Source organism: Actinoplanes philippinensis, from assembly GCF_900113015.1.
In the GTDB taxonomy this organism is placed as follows: domain Bacteria; phylum Actinomycetota; class Actinomycetes; order Mycobacteriales; family Micromonosporaceae; genus Actinoplanes; species Actinoplanes philippinensis.
In genome coordinates this window covers 76,112-94,215 of the sequence record NZ_FONV01000022.1, presented here as the reverse complement: position 1 = coordinate 94,215, position 18,104 = coordinate 76,112, and the positions used below count along the sequence as shown (strand labels likewise).

Here is an 18,104-nt window from a genome sequence, read left to right as displayed (position 1 = left end):
TCCCTAGGGCGAGAAAGGACGACCTCCCGGAGAGTACGCCCCGCGACCCAACACCGATCGCGGGGCGTTCACAAGAGAGGGTTCTACAGCGCCGACTCGATGAAGTTGACCAGGAAACTCTTCGGCTTCGCGCCGGCCACCGAGTTGACCCGCTCGCCGTCCTTGAAGATGGTCAGCGTCGGAACCGACATCACCTGGTAGGCCATCGCGGTCTCCGGGTTCTCGTCGATGTTGACCTTGACGATCTCCACCTTGTCACCCATCTCGGCCGCGATCTCGGCGAGCAGCGGGTCGACCTTCTTGCAGGGCACGCACCACTCGGCCCAGAAGTCCACGAGGACCGGCTTGTCGGACTTCAGCACATCGGTGGCGAAGGTGGCGTCGGTGACCACCTTGGTTGCTCCCACGAGGACCTCCCGGTCTTACAGCTCTACGAATGAAGCGATGAAGCGCTCGGCGTCGAGCGCCGCGGCACAGCCGGTGCCGGAGGCGGTGATGGCCTGCCGGTAGGTGTGGTCGACCAGGTCGCCGGCGGCGAACACGCCGGGGATGTTGGTCCGGGTGCTGGGCGAGTCGACCTTCACATAACCCTCGTCGTCCAGCTCGACCTGGCCCTTGAACAGCTCGCTGCGCGGGTCGTGGCCGATCGCCACGAACACGCCGGTCACGTCGAGAACCTTGGCCTCGCCGGTCTGCACGTTCTTGACGCGGGCGCCGACGACCTTGCCGTCCTGGCCGAGGATCTCCTCGACCACCGAGTTCCACTCGACCTTGATCTTCGGGTTGTCCAGGGCCCGCTTCTGCATGACCTTGCTGGCCCGGAAGCTGTCCCGGCGGTGCACGATCGTCACGGTCTCGGCGAACCGGGTGAGGAAGGTCGCCTCCTCCATCGCCGAGTCACCGCCGCCGACCACCACGATGTGCTGGTTGCGGAAGAAGAAGCCGTCACAGGTGGCACACGACGACACGCCGTGGCCGAGCAGCTCCTGCTCACCGGGGACACCGATCGGACGCCACGCGGAGCCGGTCGCCAGGATCACGGCCCGGGCGAAGAACTGCTGGTCACCGACCCACACCGTCTTCAGGCCCTCGGTGCCGGGCTCGGTCGGCCGGTCGCCCAGCTCGACGCGGGTGACGTCGTCGGTCAGGAACTCGGCACCGAATTTCTCCGCCTGGGCCCGCATGTTGTCCATCAGCTCGGGACCCATGATCCCGTCGCGGTGGCCGGGGAAATTCTCCACCTCGGTGGTGGTCATCAGGGCTCCACCGGAGTTCACACCCTCGATCACCAGGGGGTTGAGGTTGGCCCGGGCCGCATACAACGCCGCGGTGTAGCCCGACGGTCCGGACCCGATGATGATCAGATTACGGACCTCGTCCACTGCCGACTCCTCAATCTGTCTCGTCGCACGCTTTTAGGTCGGCGACACTGCACGCTAGAACGTCTTGCCAGGCATCCGCCATTCCCCGGGCACGGCGGGTGTCCGACCTCACGCGGGGATTCTCGTCAGCGTACCGGCACGCGCTCCAGCTCGTCCGCGCCAGCACCGGGTGTGCCGCACCGGGGGCCCACCGCCCACACCCAGACGCCGTTCGCCGCGGAGAATCGCACGATCAGCGCCGGAGAACCCTCGAACCGGGCATAATCCATGAACTCCACCGAGATCACCCCACCACTGTTGGCCCGGGTGATCTCGTCGACGCAGGCGGCGACGTCGGCCGGCATGACCGGGAGATCCTTCTGGGACGCCTGCGTCTCGGCGCCGGGAGCGGCCGCCGGCACCTGCGCCGACCCGCCCATGCTGCGTATCTGGCCGGGCGCGGCCTGGGCCAGCGTGCTCTCGGTGTAGTCGGCGTCGCTGCGGGTCGCACCGCCCATCGCCTCGCCGCCGGCGACCATCGGCGCGTTCTCCGAGGTCGCCATGTCGGCCCCGGCGTCCGACGCGTCCGACATGAGGAACGCGTTGACCCCGAAACCCGCGAACGCGACGGCTGCGGCGGCCACGGTCAGCGGCGCGACCCACCGCCGACGGCGCCGGGCCTTCTCCAAATCAACAACCTTCGACGGTACGGGCTCGGCCTCCCCGTCCGGCGCAAGAGGCGTCCTGAACAACCCCTCCAACCGGGCCGCCAGATCGTCGGGCATCGGCTCCGGCTCGAACTCACGCAACACACCGCCGACAGCGATCATCGCGGGCTCCAGCGCCTCGTAGGCGGCCCGCCAGGTCTCGTCGGTGGCCACCAGACCCGCCACACGCTCCTGATCCGGGGTGCCGTCCAGAGCGCCACCGACATAGTCGGCGAGCAGGTCGATGTCGACCCCCTCGAACTCGGCGCCCGTCACCGCGGCTCCCTCCGTTCGACTCCGGTCGGCAGCGGGCCCGCCGCGTCCGACCCGGATGGGACGGTCCCGCCGTCACTCCGGTTCCCCCGCAGATATCCCAGGGTCATCGCCATCCTGGCGCGACCCCGGGCGCATCGGCTCTTGATGGTGCCCTCCGCCACACCGAGCATCTCGGCCGCCTCGGCGACGCCGTAGCCCTGCACGTCCACCAGCACGATCGCGGCCCGCTGCTCGAACGGCAGAGCGGCCAGCGCGTCCCGGACGACCAGCACGGTGTCCTGGTCGGGGGCGGGCGCGGCCGGCTCCGGCCCGGTCGGGCGGTCGTCGTCACGGTTGCCGTCCGGCAACGGGACGGTGGGGTGGGCCTGCCGGCGGCGCATCCGGTCGAGGCAGGCGTTCACCACGATGCGGTGCAGCCAGGTCGTGACGGCCGCCTCGCCGCGGAACTTGGCCGCGTTGCGGTGCGCGTTGAGGAGCGCGTCCTGGACGGCGTCGGCGGCCTCCTCGCGGTCGCCGATGGTCCGCAGAGCGACCGCCCACAGCCGGTCCCGATGGCGGCGGACCAGCTCGGCGAACGCCTCCGGGTCACCGCCGACGTGGGCGCGGATCAGGTCGGCGTCGCTCGGCGCGGATTGTCCCGCCCCGAGCGGGCCGGCCGATGCGTCCCGAGAAGTCACGCCAGCAATCTAAGCCATCGGCAGGGCGCGGCGTCCTAGGGTGCGGACACGGAACCGCCCCGGAGCGGATCAGTACCCGGACAGCTTGATCTCGTTGACGCTGACCTTGTAGCCGGAGCCCTCGTCGCTCGGCGGCAGCGAGGTCAGGAAGACCAGCACGTACTGGTATTTCTCGTCCGGGTTGAAGCCGCTGAACGCCGTGGTGGTGCCGGTGCTCTTCTCCGGCTTCTCATCACTGAGCGACTTGAAATCCTTGACGAGTTTCTTGTCGCCCTCGCTGTTGTCACCGAAGTCCTTCGACCCGGTACGCACGTCGATCGTCGCGCCCGGCGCCGAGGTCAGCACCTGCACCTCGGACAGCGACCGCGGCTGACCCAGGTTGATCAGGATGCCCATGCCGTCCTTGAGCCGGCCGAACGGCGCGCTGTTGTAAGTCTGCGTCTCCCAGGCCGTGTCGGGATCGCCGTCGACGGTGTATTTCGCCTGCTCGCTGTCGGACCGGTCGCCGGTGGGCGGGTCGACCATACGCACCATGTCGGCGGTGAGCTTGATCTGCTGCGGCCGGGGCGCGGGCGGCTGGACCGAACTGTCGCCCGCGTTCGTCGGCTGGGCGGCCGGGTTGTTGCCCGAGTCGGTCGAGTTGCCGGTGTTGTTGATCGCCCGGATGCCGAAGATCAGGCCGATGATCGCGATGACGATCAGCGCGCCGACACCGACCAGGATCTTCGGGGCGCTGCGGATCGGCTCGCTGGACGAACCGGCGCCGGCCTGCACGAAGCGGAGCGGACCGACGTCCTCGTACTCCTCGTCCTCGGCGGCGGCGTCCAGCCGGCCCAGCTCGGCGGTGAGCGCGTCGGAGCCCGGCGCGGCCACCCGGCGGTCCAGCAGGTCCATGGTGAGGTCGTCGAGATACGCCGGGATGCCCGCGCGGATCTGGCGCGGCGCGGCCGGATTGCCGGCGCTGTCCCGGTTGGCGTCGGGCAGAGCGGAGCGGCCCACCTCGGTGTGCGGCCAGTGGCCGGTGAGCGCGAAGTAGAGGACACCGCCGACCGCCCGCACGTCGGACTCGGTGCTGTCGGCCGCGTCGGCCCGCGCGTCGGCCAGGACCACCCGGCCGTCGTCGGCGATCAGCGTGCTGCCGGGATGCACGTTGCCGTGCACCATGCCGGTGGCGTGCACCGCGGTCAGCGCGTCGGCCACCGAGTGGGCGATGGCGATCGCCCGGGCCGGGTCGAGCGGGCCCTCGGAGGCGACCAGGTCACGCAACGACTCGCCGTCGACCCACTCACGGACCACGTAGGCCCGCTCCTGCTCGTCGATCGCGTCGTAGACACCGACCAGATTGGGATGGATCACCCGGCTCGCGGCGACCGCGGCCTGCAGCATCTCGACCGCGGAGTCGCCGCCTGGATGCCGGAGCACCATGGCGACCGGGCGACGGAGGATCACGTCGATGCCGCGCCACACCTGCCGGCCGGCACTGTCATTGTTGACGTGCTCTTCCAGCTGGTAGCGCTCGGCCAGAACCTCACCGGCGGTGGGGGCACCGAAGGTCAAGACCGGTCCGGCCTCGTCGGCCGCGGTCTCGTGGCCTTCGCCGACCTGGGTCACCAGTCCTCCCTCGGTGGTGCATTCCTCGGTGCTGAACTCCCCGGGCAGCCTCGCGGCGCTCGGGACAGCGGGATCCCGCACATGCCGACACCGACCATACCCGTACAGGGCCATGCTCTGGCAGGTCGTCCCCCCGGCGCGGCATCGGCGCCCAGAGGCACGAACGGGACGAATCGGTGTCTGATCAGTCCGGAATCACCTGTTCAGGACGGGTGCCCGATGATCAGCGGCCGATCTTCCGGCGGACCATGCCGACCACCTGGCTCACTTCGGCGACACGCAGCAGCAGCGCCATGACCAGGTAGGCGATCAGGATCACCGTGCCGCCGACGGCGAGCTGCACGATCGCCTCGACCCGGCCGTCCGGCGCGCCCGCGCCCGGGAGCAGCCGCGTCACCAGGAACGCCAGCACGCCGGCGACACCGGCCGCGATCGCGACCCGCACCAGCGACGACGCCACCGAGCTCAGGTTGAGCCGGCCGATCCGGCGCCGCAGGACGGCCAGCGAGATCACCGCGGCCAGCAGGTACGACACGCCGTTGGCCGCGGTCATCCCGGCCGCCGTCAGCGACTGGTCGAGAAACTCGGCGAGCACGAAATACCCCGCGATCCGGACCACCACCACGGGCACGTTGATCAGCGCGGCCTCCTTGTTGCCCTGGAGCGCGTAGAAGACGTTGGTGCAGAGGATGCTGATCGACAGCGGCAGGATGGCGAACGCCGCCACGGTCAGGACCGTGCCCATGGCCAGCGCGTCCGCGTTGGTGATCCGCCCGCCCGCGAAGAGGATGACCGCGATCGGCCCGCCCAGCACGGCGTAGGCCACCACGACCGGGGCCAGCGCCGCGGAGACCAGTTTGATGCCCCGGTTCAGGTCGTCACTGACCTCGGCGAGCCGGCCCTCCGCGGCGGCCGCGCTCATCTTCGGCAGCAGGGCCGTGATCACCGAGACACCGATGATCCCGTGCGCCATCATCGTCAGCAGGAAGATGTTGTTGAACGCCAGAGCGCCCGGATTGTCCGTGCTGCCGGCGCTGTTCAACGCCCGGACCAGCGCGAAGACCGAGAGCTGATTGACACCGACGTAGCAGAGCGTCCAGCCGGCCAGGTGACCGATCTCGCGCAGCCCCAGCTCCCGCGGCGCCCACCGCCACGCCCAGCGGAAACCGACCTTGCGCAGAGCCGGCAGCAGGCCGATCGCCTGGACCACCATGCCGACCAGAGTCCCGGCGCCGATCAGGATCAGCTCGCCGGCGCTGATGTTCTCCGGGGTCAGGTCCTTGTCGGTGCCGAAGACCAGCAGGAACACCCCGCACACCGCGATCACCACGATGTTGTTGAGGATCGGCGCCCACATCGGCGCGGCGAAATGGCCGCGCACGTTCAGCACCGCGCCGATCAGCGCCGACAGGCCGGTGAAGAAGATGATCGGCAGGATCAGGTAGGAGAAGTTGGTGACCAGCTCACGGAAGTCCGCCGAGGTGTCGTCGCCGCTGGTCTGGATCGCAGTGATCAGCGGGGCCGCCAGCACCACCAGGACCGTCGCCACGCCGAGCGTGACCACGGCGAAGGAGAGCAGTCGCTGGGTGAACTCCTGGCCACCGTCCGGATCGGCCTTGCGCCGCCGGACCAGCAGCGGGATCAGCACGCTGGACAGGATGCCGCCGAGCAGCAGCTCGTAGATCTGCCCCGGCAGGAACTGGGCGCCGGTGTACGCGTCACCGACCGCCTCACCGAGAACCATGCCGATCAGCGCGTTACGGACGAAGCCGATCACCCGGCTGACCAGACTGCCGATCGCCATGATCGCGCTCTGCCCCGCCGTGCTGCCGACCTCGTCGTGCCCGGGCTGCTCCGGCGCCTGGTCCTCGACCGAGACGACGGTCACGCCCTCCTGGGCCGGAGGCCGGCCATCCGGTGCCGCGTGCGTGCTGCGGTACAGGCCGCCGTTCACCCAAGCCTCCAGAACCCTGCCGATGTTGCAGCCACCATAAAGCGCAAAAGTCACACGTGGTGACGCAGGAGGGTCCCTGGTTCCACACCGGCCAGGGTCTCCACCATCCAGCATGCCTCCAGCGGAACCAGAGGCTCACTCAACGCATCCAGCACCGTCGGGTGATCACAGCCGGCCTCGGTCAGCGCGCTGAGCAGAGCGGGCACCCCGGCCAGGTCACCGGAGTCGGCGATGCGCCTGGCCAGGGGGCGTGTGCCGGCATACGTGACCTGAGTCGGGATCCTTGTCAGCACGGAGCTCGTACGGCGTACCAGATCCGAAAGGTCCTCATGGGGGAACCGCTCGCCCACGCGAACCTGGAGCCGCGCCCGGGCCGGCGCGCTCAACGCCGCGACCGCGGCCTCGTCCAGCACCTGCGGCGACGGCACCGGAGGCGCCGGCCACCACCGATCGTCGGCGAAGAGCGGCAGCGGCGCCTGCTCGGGCCCGGAGGGCTCGGCCGCCGGGACCTCCCGGCGCAGGGACCGGTACGCCGCCTCGCGCACCGCGGCGATCTCGGCCGGATCGTCATCGTCGCCGGCCGGAGCGAACGGCGACAGCAGCGCCGTCACCAGCCCCGGATGCGGCAGCAACGGGTCGGCGAGCGCGATCACCCGGGCGAAGGACTCCAGCTCCCACCAGTGCAGCGCGGCCGGGAACGGGCCCTCGACCGGCGCCCAGCCCATCGACACCGGCTCGCTGGAGGCGGGGCGGCGCAGCCCCAGATATCGGTCGCCGCCGGGCAGATCGATATCCAGAGTCAGCGAGTAGCCGCCCACCACGGGGAAAGAGATGTGCAGCTCGCCGCTCTCCGCCACCTGACCGGTCCAGAAGTCGGGGTCCTGGGAGAGGCGGCGCAGGGCCTCGGAAACCGGCATGCCGCCCATCCTGCCCGGCGACAACACCTCGTGCCATTCCGGATACCCTGGTGACCCCATGTCTTCTGTGTTGAACGACGCCCAGCAGAAAGCGGTAGCCGAGTTGCTCCGCGTGTCCCCCGTCGCCGATGAGCTCGGGCGGCGGTTCGCCGACGCCGGGCACGAGTTGCACCTCGTCGGCGGGTCGGTCCGCGACGCGCTGCTCGGCGCCCTCGGCGATGACCTCGACTTCTGCACCGACGCCCGGCCCGAGCAGACCCTCGCCGTGGTGGCCGGCTGGGCGGACGCGATCTGGGAGACCGGGCGCGAGTTCGGCACGATCGGCATCCAGAAGAACGGCCTGCGGATCGAGATCACCACGTATCGGGCCGAGGCCTACGACGGGGTGACGCGCAACCCGGTGGTCTCCTACGGCACGTCGCTCACCGACGACCTGTCCCGGCGTGACTTCACCATCAACGCGATGGCCGTGTCGGTGCCGGGGCACGAGTTCACCGACCCGTTCGGTGGGTTGCGTGACCTTGCGGCTCGGGTGATCCGTACCCCGTCGGCGCCGTCGATCTCCTTCGGGGATGATCCACTTCGGATGCTGCGTGCTGCCCGGTTCGCGGCGAAACTCCGTTTCACAGTGGACGAATCGGTCGTCACGGCCATGCGGGACATGGCCGCTGATCTCGACCGGATCACCGCGGAACGGATCCGGGACGAGTTCACCAAACTGATGTCCGGCGCCGACCCGATCGCCGGCCTGCGCCTGCTGGTCGACACCGGGCTCGCCGACCGCTTCCTGCCCGAGATCGCCGGGCTCAAGCTGGAGATCGACGAGCACGCCCAGCACAAGGACGTCTACGAGCACACGCTGATCGTGGTCAGCAACGCGATGCGGCTCGAAGGCGACGAGGGGCCGGACTTCGTGCTCCGGATGGCCGCGCTCATGCACGACATCGGCAAGCCCGCCACCAAGGCGGTCGGCCGTGACGGGCGGGTCAGCTTCCACCACCACGAGGTGGTCGGGGCGCGGCTCACCAAGCAGCGCATGAAAGCCATGAAATACCCCAAGGACGTGACCTCCGAGGTGGTCGGGCTGGTCGCCCTCCACCTGCGCTTCTATGGGTACGGCCGGGGCGAGTGGACCGACTCGGCGGTGCGCCGCTACGTGACCGACGCCGGCCCGCTCCTGAGCCGGCTGCACAAACTGACCCGTTCCGACGTCACCACCCGTAACCGGCGCAAGGCCGCCCAGCTCGCCACCGACTACGACGCGCTCGAGGAGCGGATCGCCCGGATCGCGGCCGAGGAGGACCTGGCGAAGGTCCGCCCCGACCTCGACGGCAACGCGATCATGGAGCTGCTCGGGGTGCCGCCGGGCCCGATCGTCGGCCAGGCCTGGCGCCACCTGAAGGAGCTCCGGCTCGACCGTGGGCCGCTGGATCGCGACGAGGCCGAGGCGGAGCTCCTGAAGTGGGCCCGCTCCCAGGGCCACATCGCCTAGTTGCGGGCCACCTCCACGGTCATCTCAGCGGCGAACTGGGCCGGCATCCGGAACTCCTCCAGCAGCGTGCCGTCGGCCGCGTAGAGCTGGGCGAACGAGCTGCCGTAGCCGAGGATCCGGCCGTCGGAGAGGTAGATCGCCTTCGGCCCGGCCATCAGCTTGCCCCGCGGAACGCCGGTGACCGCGTCCACTACCCGGATTCCCTGCTCCTCACGGATGAGCACCGAGCCGCCATCCGGGAGCCAGGCCTGGTTGCCGACCGGCACACCCTTCATCGGGATGATCCGTACCCGGGCGCCGGTGTCCGCCGAGTAGACGGCCACACTCTCGATCCGGTCCGGGATGTCCTCGCCCCGTGGCTCATTGAGGTCCTCTCGCGGAACCGCGAACTCCCGGCCGTTCGGGAGCCAGCTGAACGAGCAGAGGTCGGAGCAGCGCGGCTCGATGCCAGGGTCCTGGAACTCGCGGAGCTTCCTGGTGCTGGTCTCGTAGACGGCGAAACCGTCCTCGGTGGGAATCAGCAGACGGGACCCGTCCGGCGACCACACCGGGTCGCCACCCACTCGTGAGTACGCGTCGACGTTCAGCGTATCCAGCCGCCTGCCTCTGGCATCCAGCACAACTATCTGGTTCCGGCTTGCCTCCGCGGCGAACCGTTCACCGTCGGGGGAGACCGCCAACACGTCGCTGTCGGGTGACATCGCCGCCAGGCTCCGGTCGAACGGAAGTTTCCGGTATCCGGCGGCGCCCCGGTCCAGCGACAGATAGGTGTTGGGACCCGAGGTCTCGGCGCCGTCCACGATGACCGTGCTCGGGATGGTGATCATGGTGACGACCGCGTCACCGGGAAGCCGATAGGGCTCCTTGATCGAGAAGTTCGGCAGCTGCGTGGCGCTCCGTCCGGCAGTGACCGTCGGAGACGGCTCGACCGGGGCCGGCTGCACCACCGGTGTCTGGGGCATCTGCCGCAACCAGGCGTACGGGACGGTGACCCCCGACAACAGGACCAGAGCGAACGCTCCAGCCGCGGCATGCCTGCGCCGGCGGATCCGGCGGCCCTGGGTACGGGCCGCGCCGGCGAGGTCGAAGGCGTGCGGAGCGTCGTCGGCGAGGTCGTGGACGGCGTCGCGCAAGGTCTTCTCCAAGTCCCTCATCGGGCTCCTCCCACCGACGTCATCCGATCGCCGACCATGTCGCGCAACTTCGCCAGAGCCCGGGACGCCTGGCTGGCCACCGTGCCGGGCCGGCAACCGAGGGCCTCGGCGGTCTCGTCCACCGAGCGGTCCTCCAGGTAGCGCAGCACCAGCACGGCCCGCTGCCGGGCCGGCAGCGAAAGCAGGGCGTCACGGACCGCCAGACGGTCGGTGACATCCTGGTCGTGGTGGCGCTCGGCGGCCCGGTCCGGTACGTCGGCCACGAACACCTCGTTGCGGCGGGCGGAACGGCGCCAGGCCGATGCCCGGTCGTTGTAGATGATCTTTCGTACGTACGCCTCGGCATCACTGTGAATCCGCGGCCATCGGGCGTACGCCTTGGCCAGCGCACCCTGCACCAGATCCTGCGCGGACTCCCGATCGCCGGTCAGCGCATGCGCGATCCGGAGCAGCGCCTGCCCCCGTTCCGCGACGAATGCGGTGAACTCGTCCTCGAGCGACTGCTTCACCGGTCACCTCCGCCGTACACGACGCCCGGGGGATCCAGATCTTTGCATGCCCGTACCGGCCGGTTTCCGGGGCAGACTGGAGCGCATGTTCGTCATCGAGTCGCCGATCGGGCCGCTGGGCCTCGTCGTCGACGGCCCGACCGTGGTGGGTGTGCGGTTCGCCGCCCGGCCCGGGCCGTCCACCGACCATCCCGCGGCCGGGCAGCTGCGTGCCTACTTCGCCGGGGAGCTGACCGACTTCAGTGTGCCGTTCGACCTGCGCGGCGGTTCCGAGTTCGAGCGGGCCGTGTGGGCGGAGATCGCGCGTATTCCGTACGGCGAGACCGTCACCTACGGGGCGATCGCCACCGCCCTCGGCGACCCGGGAGCGGCTCGCGCGGTCGGCACCGCCTGCAACCACAACCCGATCCCGGTCATCGTGCCCTGCCACCGGGTGGTCGGTGCCGGCAACAAGATGGTGGGCTTCGGCGGTGGCCTCGACCGCAAACGCATCCTGCTCGAGCTGGAGGCCGCGGTCGCCCTGCAACGGGCCTGGAGCTGAATCAGGCCGGCCCCTCTGCGGGAACCGGCCTGATATTCGCGATCAGCGTGTCAGCGCTCGATCTCGCCCTTGATGAAAGCCTCGACCGACGCGTGGGCGTCGTGGTCGCTGTACTGCACGGGCGGGGACTTCATGAAGTAGGAGGACGCCGAGAGGATCGGGCCGCCGATGCCGCGGTCCTTCGCGATCTTCGCGGCGCGGACCGCATCGATGATCACGCCGGCCGAGTTCGGCGAGTCCCACACCTCGAGCTTGAGCTCGGCGTTCAGCGGGGTGTCACCGAAAGAACGACCTTCGAGGCGGATGTACGCCCACTTGCGGTCGTCGAGCCACGGCACGTGGTCGGACGGGCCGATGTGCACGTCGCTCTTGATCATCTCGTGCGGGATCTGGGAGGTCACCGACTGGGTCTTCGAGATCTTCTTGGAGACCAGGCGGTTGCGCTCCAGCATGTTCATGAAGTCCATGTTGCCGCCGAAGTTCAGCTGGTAGGTGCGCAGCAGCTCGACACCGCGGTCCTCGAACAGCTTCGCCAGCGCGCGGTGCACGATGGTCGCGCCGACCTGGCTCTTGATGTCGTCGCCGACGATCGGCACGCCGGCGTCGGCGAACTTCTGCGCCCACTCCGGGTCGGAGGCGATGAAGACCGGCAGCGCGTTGACGAACGCGACACCCGCGTCGATGGCGGCCTGCGCGTAGAACTTGTCGGCCTCCTCGGAGCCCACCGGCAGGTACGACACGAGGACGTCGACCTCGGCGTCACGCAGAGCCTGCACGACGTCGACCGGCTCGGCCGTCGACTCCTCGATGATCTCGCGGTAGTAGGTGCCCAGGCCGTCGAAGGTCGGGCCGCGCTGCACGGTGACGCCGGTCGGCGGCACGTCGGTCAGCTTGATGGTGTTGTTCTCGCTGGCGACGATCGCCTCGCTGAGATCCATGCCGACCTTCTTGGCGTCCACATCGAACGCCGCGACGAACTTCACATCAGATACGTGATAGTCGCCGAAGGTCACGTGCATGAGACCCGGAACGCGGTCGTTGGGGTCGGCGTTCTTGTAGTACTCCACGCCCTGCACGAGGGACGAGGCGCAGTTACCCACACCGACGATGGCGACGCGGACGGAACCCATCGCGTTTGCCTCCTTGTTGTTCATCACGGCCGGTCCAGGTGCGGACGCGGTGGTTCTGGGTTGCTCTCCGCACGTTGACTCTCCGCACGCTGGCGGAAGGCGGGGGTGCGGCCGGAGCGCTCATTACTGATCAGCTCTTCCAGCCAGCGGACCTCGCGCTCGCACGCGTCGAGACCGTGGCGCTGAAGCTCCAGGGTGTAGGCGTCGAGACGGTCGGCAGCCCGGGCCAGGATCTCGCGCAGCCCCTCGCGACGCTCCTCGATGCGCCGGCGACGGCCCTCCAGGATCCGGAGCCGGGTGGCGCGATCGGTGCGCGAGAAGAAGGTGAAGTGCACCCCGAACCCGGCATCGTCATACGTCTCCGGGCCGGTCTGGGTGAGCAGGTCGGCGAAGTGCTCCTTGCCCTCCGCCGTGATCTTGTAGACAACCCGCCCCCGCTTGCTGGTCATCGGGGGAATGATGTCGCTGGCGGCCTCCGCCTCACTGATCCAGCCGGCGAGCTTCAGCCGCTTCAGAGTGGGGTAGAGAGTGCCGTAACTGATCGCGGCGCGCAGCGTGCCGAGTTTGGTGGCGAGCTCCTTGCGTAGCTCGTACCCATGCATCGGGGCCTCCTGCAGGAGACCGAGGATCGCCAATTCAAGCACTGGCCCTCCCTCGAACTGTGTCCCGATGTATCGGCTCGATACATCGCAACCGTAGATCGGCACGTTCAAGTCCGCAACTTACCCATCCTGTGGAGTCGCCACGCCACGCTGTGTGATGACTGTCGCCGTGGGAGCGGGGACCGCGTACTCTCTTCGCCATGCGCACGCAGCGGCAGGTTGTCGACTACTCGCTACAGAGGCGGGCAGTCCTGCGTGACGTCAAAAACGGCCGGATCGGCACGCTCGAAGTCTGTGACGCGTCTCCGTACTTGAGAAACGCCGCGACCTTCCATGGCGAGCCGACCGACGAACGGTGCCCGATCTGCCGCCGGGACAACCTGACACTGGTGCACTACGTCTATGGCGACGAGCTCAAGCAGTCCGCTGGTCAAGCCCGGAAATTGGCCGAGCTGCCCGTGCTGGCGATGACGCTGCGTGAGTTTCAGGTCTTCGTCGTCGAGGTGTGCCGCTCCTGTGCGTGGAACCACCTGATCGAGAGGTTCGTTCTGGGCCGTGACGGCCTCAGCACAGAAGAGATGTTGCACACCGACGTTATGGTCTCGTCCGGTGGAGGGGGATCCCATCGGACAGGTCAGTCGTCACACAGCGGGGAGGGCCGGCGATGAACCGGATCGATCTCGCTAACGTGTACGAGTTCGAGACCGGAACACGGTCATCGCAGACACATGACATGGGGGCTGCCGGGACCGCAGCCCACAACGCCCGCTCGTGGCGCAGCGTTGGAAAGGCTCGTCCGGGCCTTCTGACCGCGCCCCCGCGACCGGTAGGTGTGAGGGAATGAACGCGTACGGCGAATCGCAGTCCGCACGAGCCCGGGTACAAGTGCCCGGGCCGTCCGCTGCTTCCACGCCCGGCGACGGACCAGGTAACGAGGGCAAGCCCGGACCGGACGCCTACCGGCGTCCATCCGGCGCAGCCTCCGTTCCGGGGTCGTCGGGGCGGGCGTCGGTGGGCTCTGCCTCCGCCGCCAGGGCATCGGTCGGCTCGGCATCCGTAGGCTCGGCGACCCCCGGTCGTGCCTCCGTGGGCGCCGCCTCAGTCGGCGGTCGTGCCTCGGTGGGTTCGGCCTCCGTCGGTGGGCGCGCCTCGGTGGGCGCCGCCTCGGTCGGTGGCCGCGCCTCCGTGTCGCCGGGTGGACCCGGCGGCCCTGGTGGCCCGGGCGGGCCCGGCGGCGGTGGCGGATCGGGCGGCTCCGGTGGCAGTGGCGGCAAGAAGGGCCGCAGCAAGGCCGACAAGAAGTACCGGCGTGCCAACATCCTGACCGCGGCCGCGGCGGTGCTGGTCATCATGCTCGGCGTCGGCATCGTCGGTGGCACCTACTTCTTCGACGACGTGAAGCTGCCCCCGCCTCAGGCCGAGGCGCAGATGAACACGATCCTGCTGTCCAACGGCTCGGTGCTGGAGAAGACCGGCTCGCCCCGGATCAACGTGCCGTACCAGCAGATCAGCGAGAACATGAAGAACGCCGTCATCGCCGCGGAGGACATGAACTTCCGTAGCCACAACGGTATCGACATGAAGGGCATCGCCCGCGCCGCGTGGAACAACTTCACCGGCGGCGAGCTGCAGGGCGCCTCCACCATCACCCAGCAGTACGCGCGGTACGTCGCGAAAGAGAAGGAGATCAGCTACAGCCGGAAGCTGCGCGAGGCGGTCATCGCCCGCAAGCTGGAGTCGGAGTACTCCAAGGACGAGATCCTCGGCATGTACCTGAACTACATCGACCTCGGCCGTGGCAAGTACGGTGCCGAAGCGGCGGCGCAGGGCTACTTCGGCGCCTCGGTGATCAAGGGCTCGAAGAACGAGATCACGCCCTACCAGGCCGCGGTGCTCGCCTCGATCATCAAGCAGCCGTACCCGACCGACACGTTCCCGGGCTACGACCCGGAGACCAGCCGCGTGGAGTCCGAGAAGCGGTGGGAGTACACGCTCGGCAACATGCTCAAGCTGGGCGCGATCACCCAGAAACAGTGGGACGAGCGCAAGTTCCCGACCGCCAAGCCGATCAAGGGCAAGACACAGGCCACCGCTGAGAACAAGCCGGTGGGTATGGTCACCCGCCACGTGATCTATGAGCTGCACAAGCTCGGCATCACCGACAAGATGCTGGAGCAGGGCGGCTACACGGTCACCACCACGATCAACCCGAAGGTGCAGGCGGCTGCGGAGAAGGCCGGCTCCAAGGCGAGCAAGACATCTCCGATGTACAAGCAGAAGGACAGCTACCAGGCCGCGGTGGTCGGCATCGACCCGAAGAGCGGCGAGGTGCTCGGCTACTACGGCGGTGACAACCCGAACGGGATCGACTACGCCGGCTACATGGACGGGGAGGGCAACGGTGTCCCGGACGACGGTGGCCAGTCTCCCGGCTCGACCTTCAAGATCTACACGCTGGCCGCTGGTCTGAAGGCGGACTACTCCTTCGACACAGTCTGGGACGTGAACAAGGAGAAGCCCGAGGGCGGGAAGATCAGCAACGCCGGTGCGGACCCGGGCGCGATCTGTGGTGGCCGGGGTGCCTTCTGTGACCTGGAGACGGCGACGATCAAGTCGTACAACTTCCCGTTCTACTGGATTGCGGACGAGCTCGGCCCCAACAAGGTCATCGAGGCCGCTCGCGATGCCGGCGTCGAGACGATGTGGACCGACCAGGGTAAGAAGGTCGACCTGAACGGCAAGCTGGGCAGCCAGTTCCACACCGAGGTCGCCTTCGGCCAGTACCGCGTCCTTCCCCTGGAGCACGCGCAGGGTGTGGCCACGATCGTGAACTCCGGCGTCCGGCACGACGCGCACTTCGTCAAGCAGGTGAAGCAGCGCGACCCCAAGACTGGCGAGGAGAAGACCCTCTACACCGCTCCGCAGAAGGGCAAGCGGGTCTTCGACGAGGCCCAGATGTCGAACCTGCTCGGCGTCATGAAGGCGATCCCGAAGGCGGCCAACAACTCGATCAGCGGTCGCGAATCGGTCGGCAAGTCCGGCACCTGGGAGATCGAGGTCGACGGCCAGAGCCTGAACGGTGACACCTGGTTCGTCGGTGGCATCCCGCAGTTGGCCGCTACCGTCTGGGTCGGCGGCGCCAAGGGCCGCGTATCGCTGAAGGAGAAGGACGGCGGACCGATGTTCGGCTCCGGCACACCTGCCGCGATTTGGGAAGAGTTCATCGAGACCGCTGCCGAGGCGATGAAGTGGGACGCCGAGAAGTTCCCGGAGCGCATCAAGACCGGTGATGACAGCAAGGGCAACGGCACCAAGCCGGTCGTGAACACGCCGACCGGCCAGGACCCGAACAGCCTCTTCTGTCAGCTGCAGCCCACGAACCCGCAGTGTGCCGGAGCCGGCAACAACAACGGCGGCGGTAACAACAACGGACCCGGCAACAACAACGGGCCCGGTAACAACAACGGACCCGGTAACGGCGGATAGCGACCCTGACTGATGAGCGGCGTCCATCTCGTGGAGATGGGCGCCGCTTTGTCTTGGCTGCACCTGTGTGTCTGATGAAGATCGGTGTGCCGGACGTGGCCGGTCACCCTTCAGAGCCACGTATGCGGCATGATGCCAAGACATGAGCGCCCTACCGCCCACCGATCGGCCTGACGTCTCGAGCGCGACCTCGGACGGCTTCGTGCGCGGACTCTCCGAGGCGATCGGCGGGCCACTCGGCGCTCACGCCGTCCGTCCCGACGCCCGGCCCGGCCGCTTCTGGACCGCCCAGCGGATCGTGATGGCGCTGGCCTGCCTCGTCCTGGCGCTCTCCTGGGTGCAGAAGTCGCCGTGCATGGACGGCAACTGGCAGAAGAACGTCCAGTACACGCGGTACTGCTACACCGACGTGCTGGCCCTCTACTTCGCCGAAGGACTCAACGAGGGCAAGGTCCCCTATCGGGACCACCCGGTCGAATACCCGGTGGTCACCGGATACTTCATGGGCGCGCTGGGGCTGCCGGTGCATTCGTACGGGGAGACCCACCCCGACATCAACCAGGGCAGCTGGTTCTACAACATCAACGCCCTGGTGCTCTCGATCCTCGCGGTGCTCAGCGTCGGCATCATCCTGGCCCTGCGCCAGCGACGGCCCTGGGACGCGGCGATCTTCGCGGTCTCCCCGATCGTCCTGGTCACCGCGACCATCAACTGGGACTTCCTGGCGATCGCGCTCTTCGCCGTCGGTCTGTATCTGTGGGTGAAGCGGTATCCGCTGTGGGCCGGCGTCCTCTTCGGCCTGGGGGCGGCGGCGAAACTGTGGCCACTGTTCATCCTCGGGCCGATCCTCATCCTGGCGTTGCGTACCGGGCGGATCTGGGCTTTCGTCAGCTCGTTCCTGGCCGCCGGCGTCACCTGGCTCCTGGTGAACCTGCCGGTCATGATCCTGTGGCACGACAGCTGGCTGCGGTTCTTCCGCCTCAACGACGAGCGGCCGGTCGACTGGGGCACGTTCTGGTACATCGGCCGCTACATCGACAGCAAGTGGAACTCGGGGAGTCCCGGCGACCAGGGGCCGTTCCAGTGGCTCAGTGACCACGTCCCCACGCTGAACTACCTGTCGTACGGGCTCTTCGGCCTCTCCTGCCTGGCGATCCTGGTCCTCGGCCTGCTGGCGCCGCGCCGCCCGCGTCTCGGGCAGCTCGCGTTCCTCGTCGTGGCCGCGTTCCTGATCTTCAGCAAGGTCTGGTCCCAGCAGTACGTGCTGTGGCTGCTGCCGCTGGTGGTGCTGGCCCGCCCGAAGTGGGGCGCGATCATCGCGTGGACGATCGCCGAGATCGGCTACCTCGCCGCCTTCTACGCCGAGCTGATCGGCGCGAACGCCACCGCGGTCATCCCCGAGGGGACGTTCGTGCTCGCCTCGACTCTGCGCCTGGTCACGGTGGCCGTGCTCTGCGGTCTCGTGGTGCGGGAGATCTGGCGGCCCGAGCTGGACGTCGTCCGGGAGAGCTACGACGGCGCCGACCCGGATGCCGGGCCGCTGGACGGGCCGGAGCACCCTTGGATCACCGGGTTGCGGCGGTCCCTCGGCATGGGGCCCTCGGATGAGGCTCCGGCTCCGCCCGCCGTGCCGATCCACAAGGCCGAGCCGACGTCACCGCTGTCCGCCGGCTGATCCCCTTCCCGC

Annotated in this window: 16 protein-coding genes; 5 read left to right on the top strand and 11 right to left on the bottom strand. The window is 68.6% G+C overall.

All coding sequences use genetic code 11. The annotated features are described in order from the left end of the window. Positions 1 to 83: 83 nt before the first annotated feature. The 7 genes from trxA to BM290_RS41510 form a co-directional block, all read right to left on the bottom strand. Positions 84 to 407 carry a thioredoxin gene (gene trxA / locus BM290_RS41540; protein ID WP_093621472.1) on the bottom strand — a complete coding sequence of 108 codons (324 nt, stop codon included), beginning with the start codon at positions 405 to 407 and terminating at the stop codon, positions 84 to 86. A gap of 15 nt (positions 408 to 422) precedes the next feature. After that, a complete protein-coding gene (trxB, locus tag BM290_RS41535; protein ID WP_093621471.1) occupies positions 423 to 1,382 on the bottom strand; it encodes a thioredoxin-disulfide reductase in 960 nt (319 codons plus the stop codon). A gap of 125 nt (positions 1,383 to 1,507) precedes the next feature. Next, on the bottom strand, positions 1,508 to 2,344 hold the full coding sequence (locus BM290_RS41530; RefSeq protein ID WP_093621470.1) for a hypothetical protein: 837 nt from the start codon (positions 2,342 to 2,344) through the stop codon (positions 1,508 to 1,510). Then, entirely contained in the window at positions 2,341 to 3,021 is a 681-nt protein-coding gene (sigM, locus tag BM290_RS41525; RefSeq protein ID WP_239143887.1) for an RNA polymerase sigma factor SigM, read from the bottom strand. Before sigM ends, BM290_RS41530 begins: the two co-directional genes overlap by 4 nt. A gap of 69 nt (positions 3,022 to 3,090) precedes the next feature. Continuing rightward, positions 3,091 to 4,632, bottom strand: a complete 1,542-nt coding sequence (locus tag BM290_RS41520; protein WP_239143886.1) for a protein kinase family protein — start codon at positions 4,630 to 4,632, stop codon at positions 3,091 to 3,093. 223 nt (positions 4,633 to 4,855) lie between these two features. Then, entirely contained in the window at positions 4,856 to 6,586 is a 1,731-nt protein-coding gene (gene murJ / locus BM290_RS41515; protein WP_093621467.1) for a murein biosynthesis integral membrane protein MurJ, read from the bottom strand. Between the two features lie 50 nt (positions 6,587 to 6,636). After that, a complete protein-coding gene (locus BM290_RS41510) occupies positions 6,637 to 7,503 on the bottom strand; it encodes a hypothetical protein (protein ID WP_239143885.1) in 867 nt (288 codons plus the stop codon). 58 nt (positions 7,504 to 7,561) lie between these two features. On the opposite strand from BM290_RS41510, the gene BM290_RS41505 reads away from it, so the two are divergent. Further along, positions 7,562 to 8,995: a CCA tRNA nucleotidyltransferase gene (locus BM290_RS41505; protein WP_093621466.1), complete on the top strand. Its 1,434-nt coding sequence runs from the start codon at positions 7,562 to 7,564 to the stop codon at positions 8,993 to 8,995. Here BM290_RS41505 and BM290_RS41500 read toward each other — a convergent pair. Both BM290_RS41500 and BM290_RS41495 read right to left on the bottom strand, forming a co-directional pair. Next, positions 8,992 to 10,149, bottom strand: a complete 1,158-nt coding sequence (locus BM290_RS41500) for a WD40 repeat domain-containing protein (protein WP_143134130.1) — start codon at positions 10,147 to 10,149, stop codon at positions 8,992 to 8,994. The genes BM290_RS41505 and BM290_RS41500 overlap by 4 nt on opposite strands. Beyond that, complete coding sequence (locus tag BM290_RS41495) at positions 10,146 to 10,658, bottom strand: SigE family RNA polymerase sigma factor (protein WP_093621464.1); 513 nt, start codon at positions 10,656 to 10,658, stop codon at positions 10,146 to 10,148. Before BM290_RS41495 ends, BM290_RS41500 begins: the two co-directional genes overlap by 4 nt. A gap of 85 nt (positions 10,659 to 10,743) precedes the next feature. Between BM290_RS41495 and BM290_RS41490 the strand changes: the two genes are divergently transcribed. Then, positions 10,744 to 11,199 carry a methylated-DNA--[protein]-cysteine S-methyltransferase gene (locus tag BM290_RS41490; RefSeq protein ID WP_093621463.1) on the top strand — a complete coding sequence of 152 codons (456 nt, stop codon included), beginning with the start codon at positions 10,744 to 10,746 and terminating at the stop codon, positions 11,197 to 11,199. A gap of 50 nt (positions 11,200 to 11,249) precedes the next feature. Here the strand turns inward: BM290_RS41490 and BM290_RS41485 are convergent, their stop codons facing one another. Together BM290_RS41485 and BM290_RS41480 are read right to left on the bottom strand one after the other, a co-directional pair. Next, on the bottom strand, positions 11,250 to 12,329 hold the full coding sequence (locus tag BM290_RS41485) for an inositol-3-phosphate synthase (protein ID WP_093621494.1): 1,080 nt from the start codon (positions 12,327 to 12,329) through the stop codon (positions 11,250 to 11,252). Positions 12,330 to 12,352: 23 nt separating this feature from the next. After that, entirely contained in the window at positions 12,353 to 12,973 is a 621-nt protein-coding gene (locus tag BM290_RS41480; protein ID WP_093621462.1) for a PadR family transcriptional regulator, read from the bottom strand. Positions 12,974 to 13,131: 158 nt separating this feature from the next. Here BM290_RS41480 and BM290_RS41475 point away from each other — a divergent pair, with 158 nt between their 5' ends. The 3 genes from BM290_RS41475 to BM290_RS41465 all read left to right on the top strand — a co-directional run bounded on the left by BM290_RS41475 (position 13,132) and on the right by BM290_RS41465 (position 18,092). Next, a complete protein-coding gene (locus BM290_RS41475) occupies positions 13,132 to 13,599 on the top strand; it encodes a DUF5318 domain-containing protein (RefSeq protein ID WP_093621461.1) in 468 nt (155 codons plus the stop codon). 451 nt (positions 13,600 to 14,050) lie between these two features. Next, positions 14,051 to 16,417: a transglycosylase domain-containing protein gene (locus BM290_RS41470; protein ID WP_239143884.1), complete on the top strand. Its 2,367-nt coding sequence runs from the start codon at positions 14,051 to 14,053 to the stop codon at positions 16,415 to 16,417. Between the two features lie 142 nt (positions 16,418 to 16,559). Beyond that, positions 16,560 to 18,092: a glycosyltransferase family 87 protein gene (locus BM290_RS41465; RefSeq protein WP_093621459.1), complete on the top strand. Its 1,533-nt coding sequence runs from the start codon at positions 16,560 to 16,562 to the stop codon at positions 18,090 to 18,092. Positions 18,093 to 18,104 lie beyond the last annotated feature (12 nt).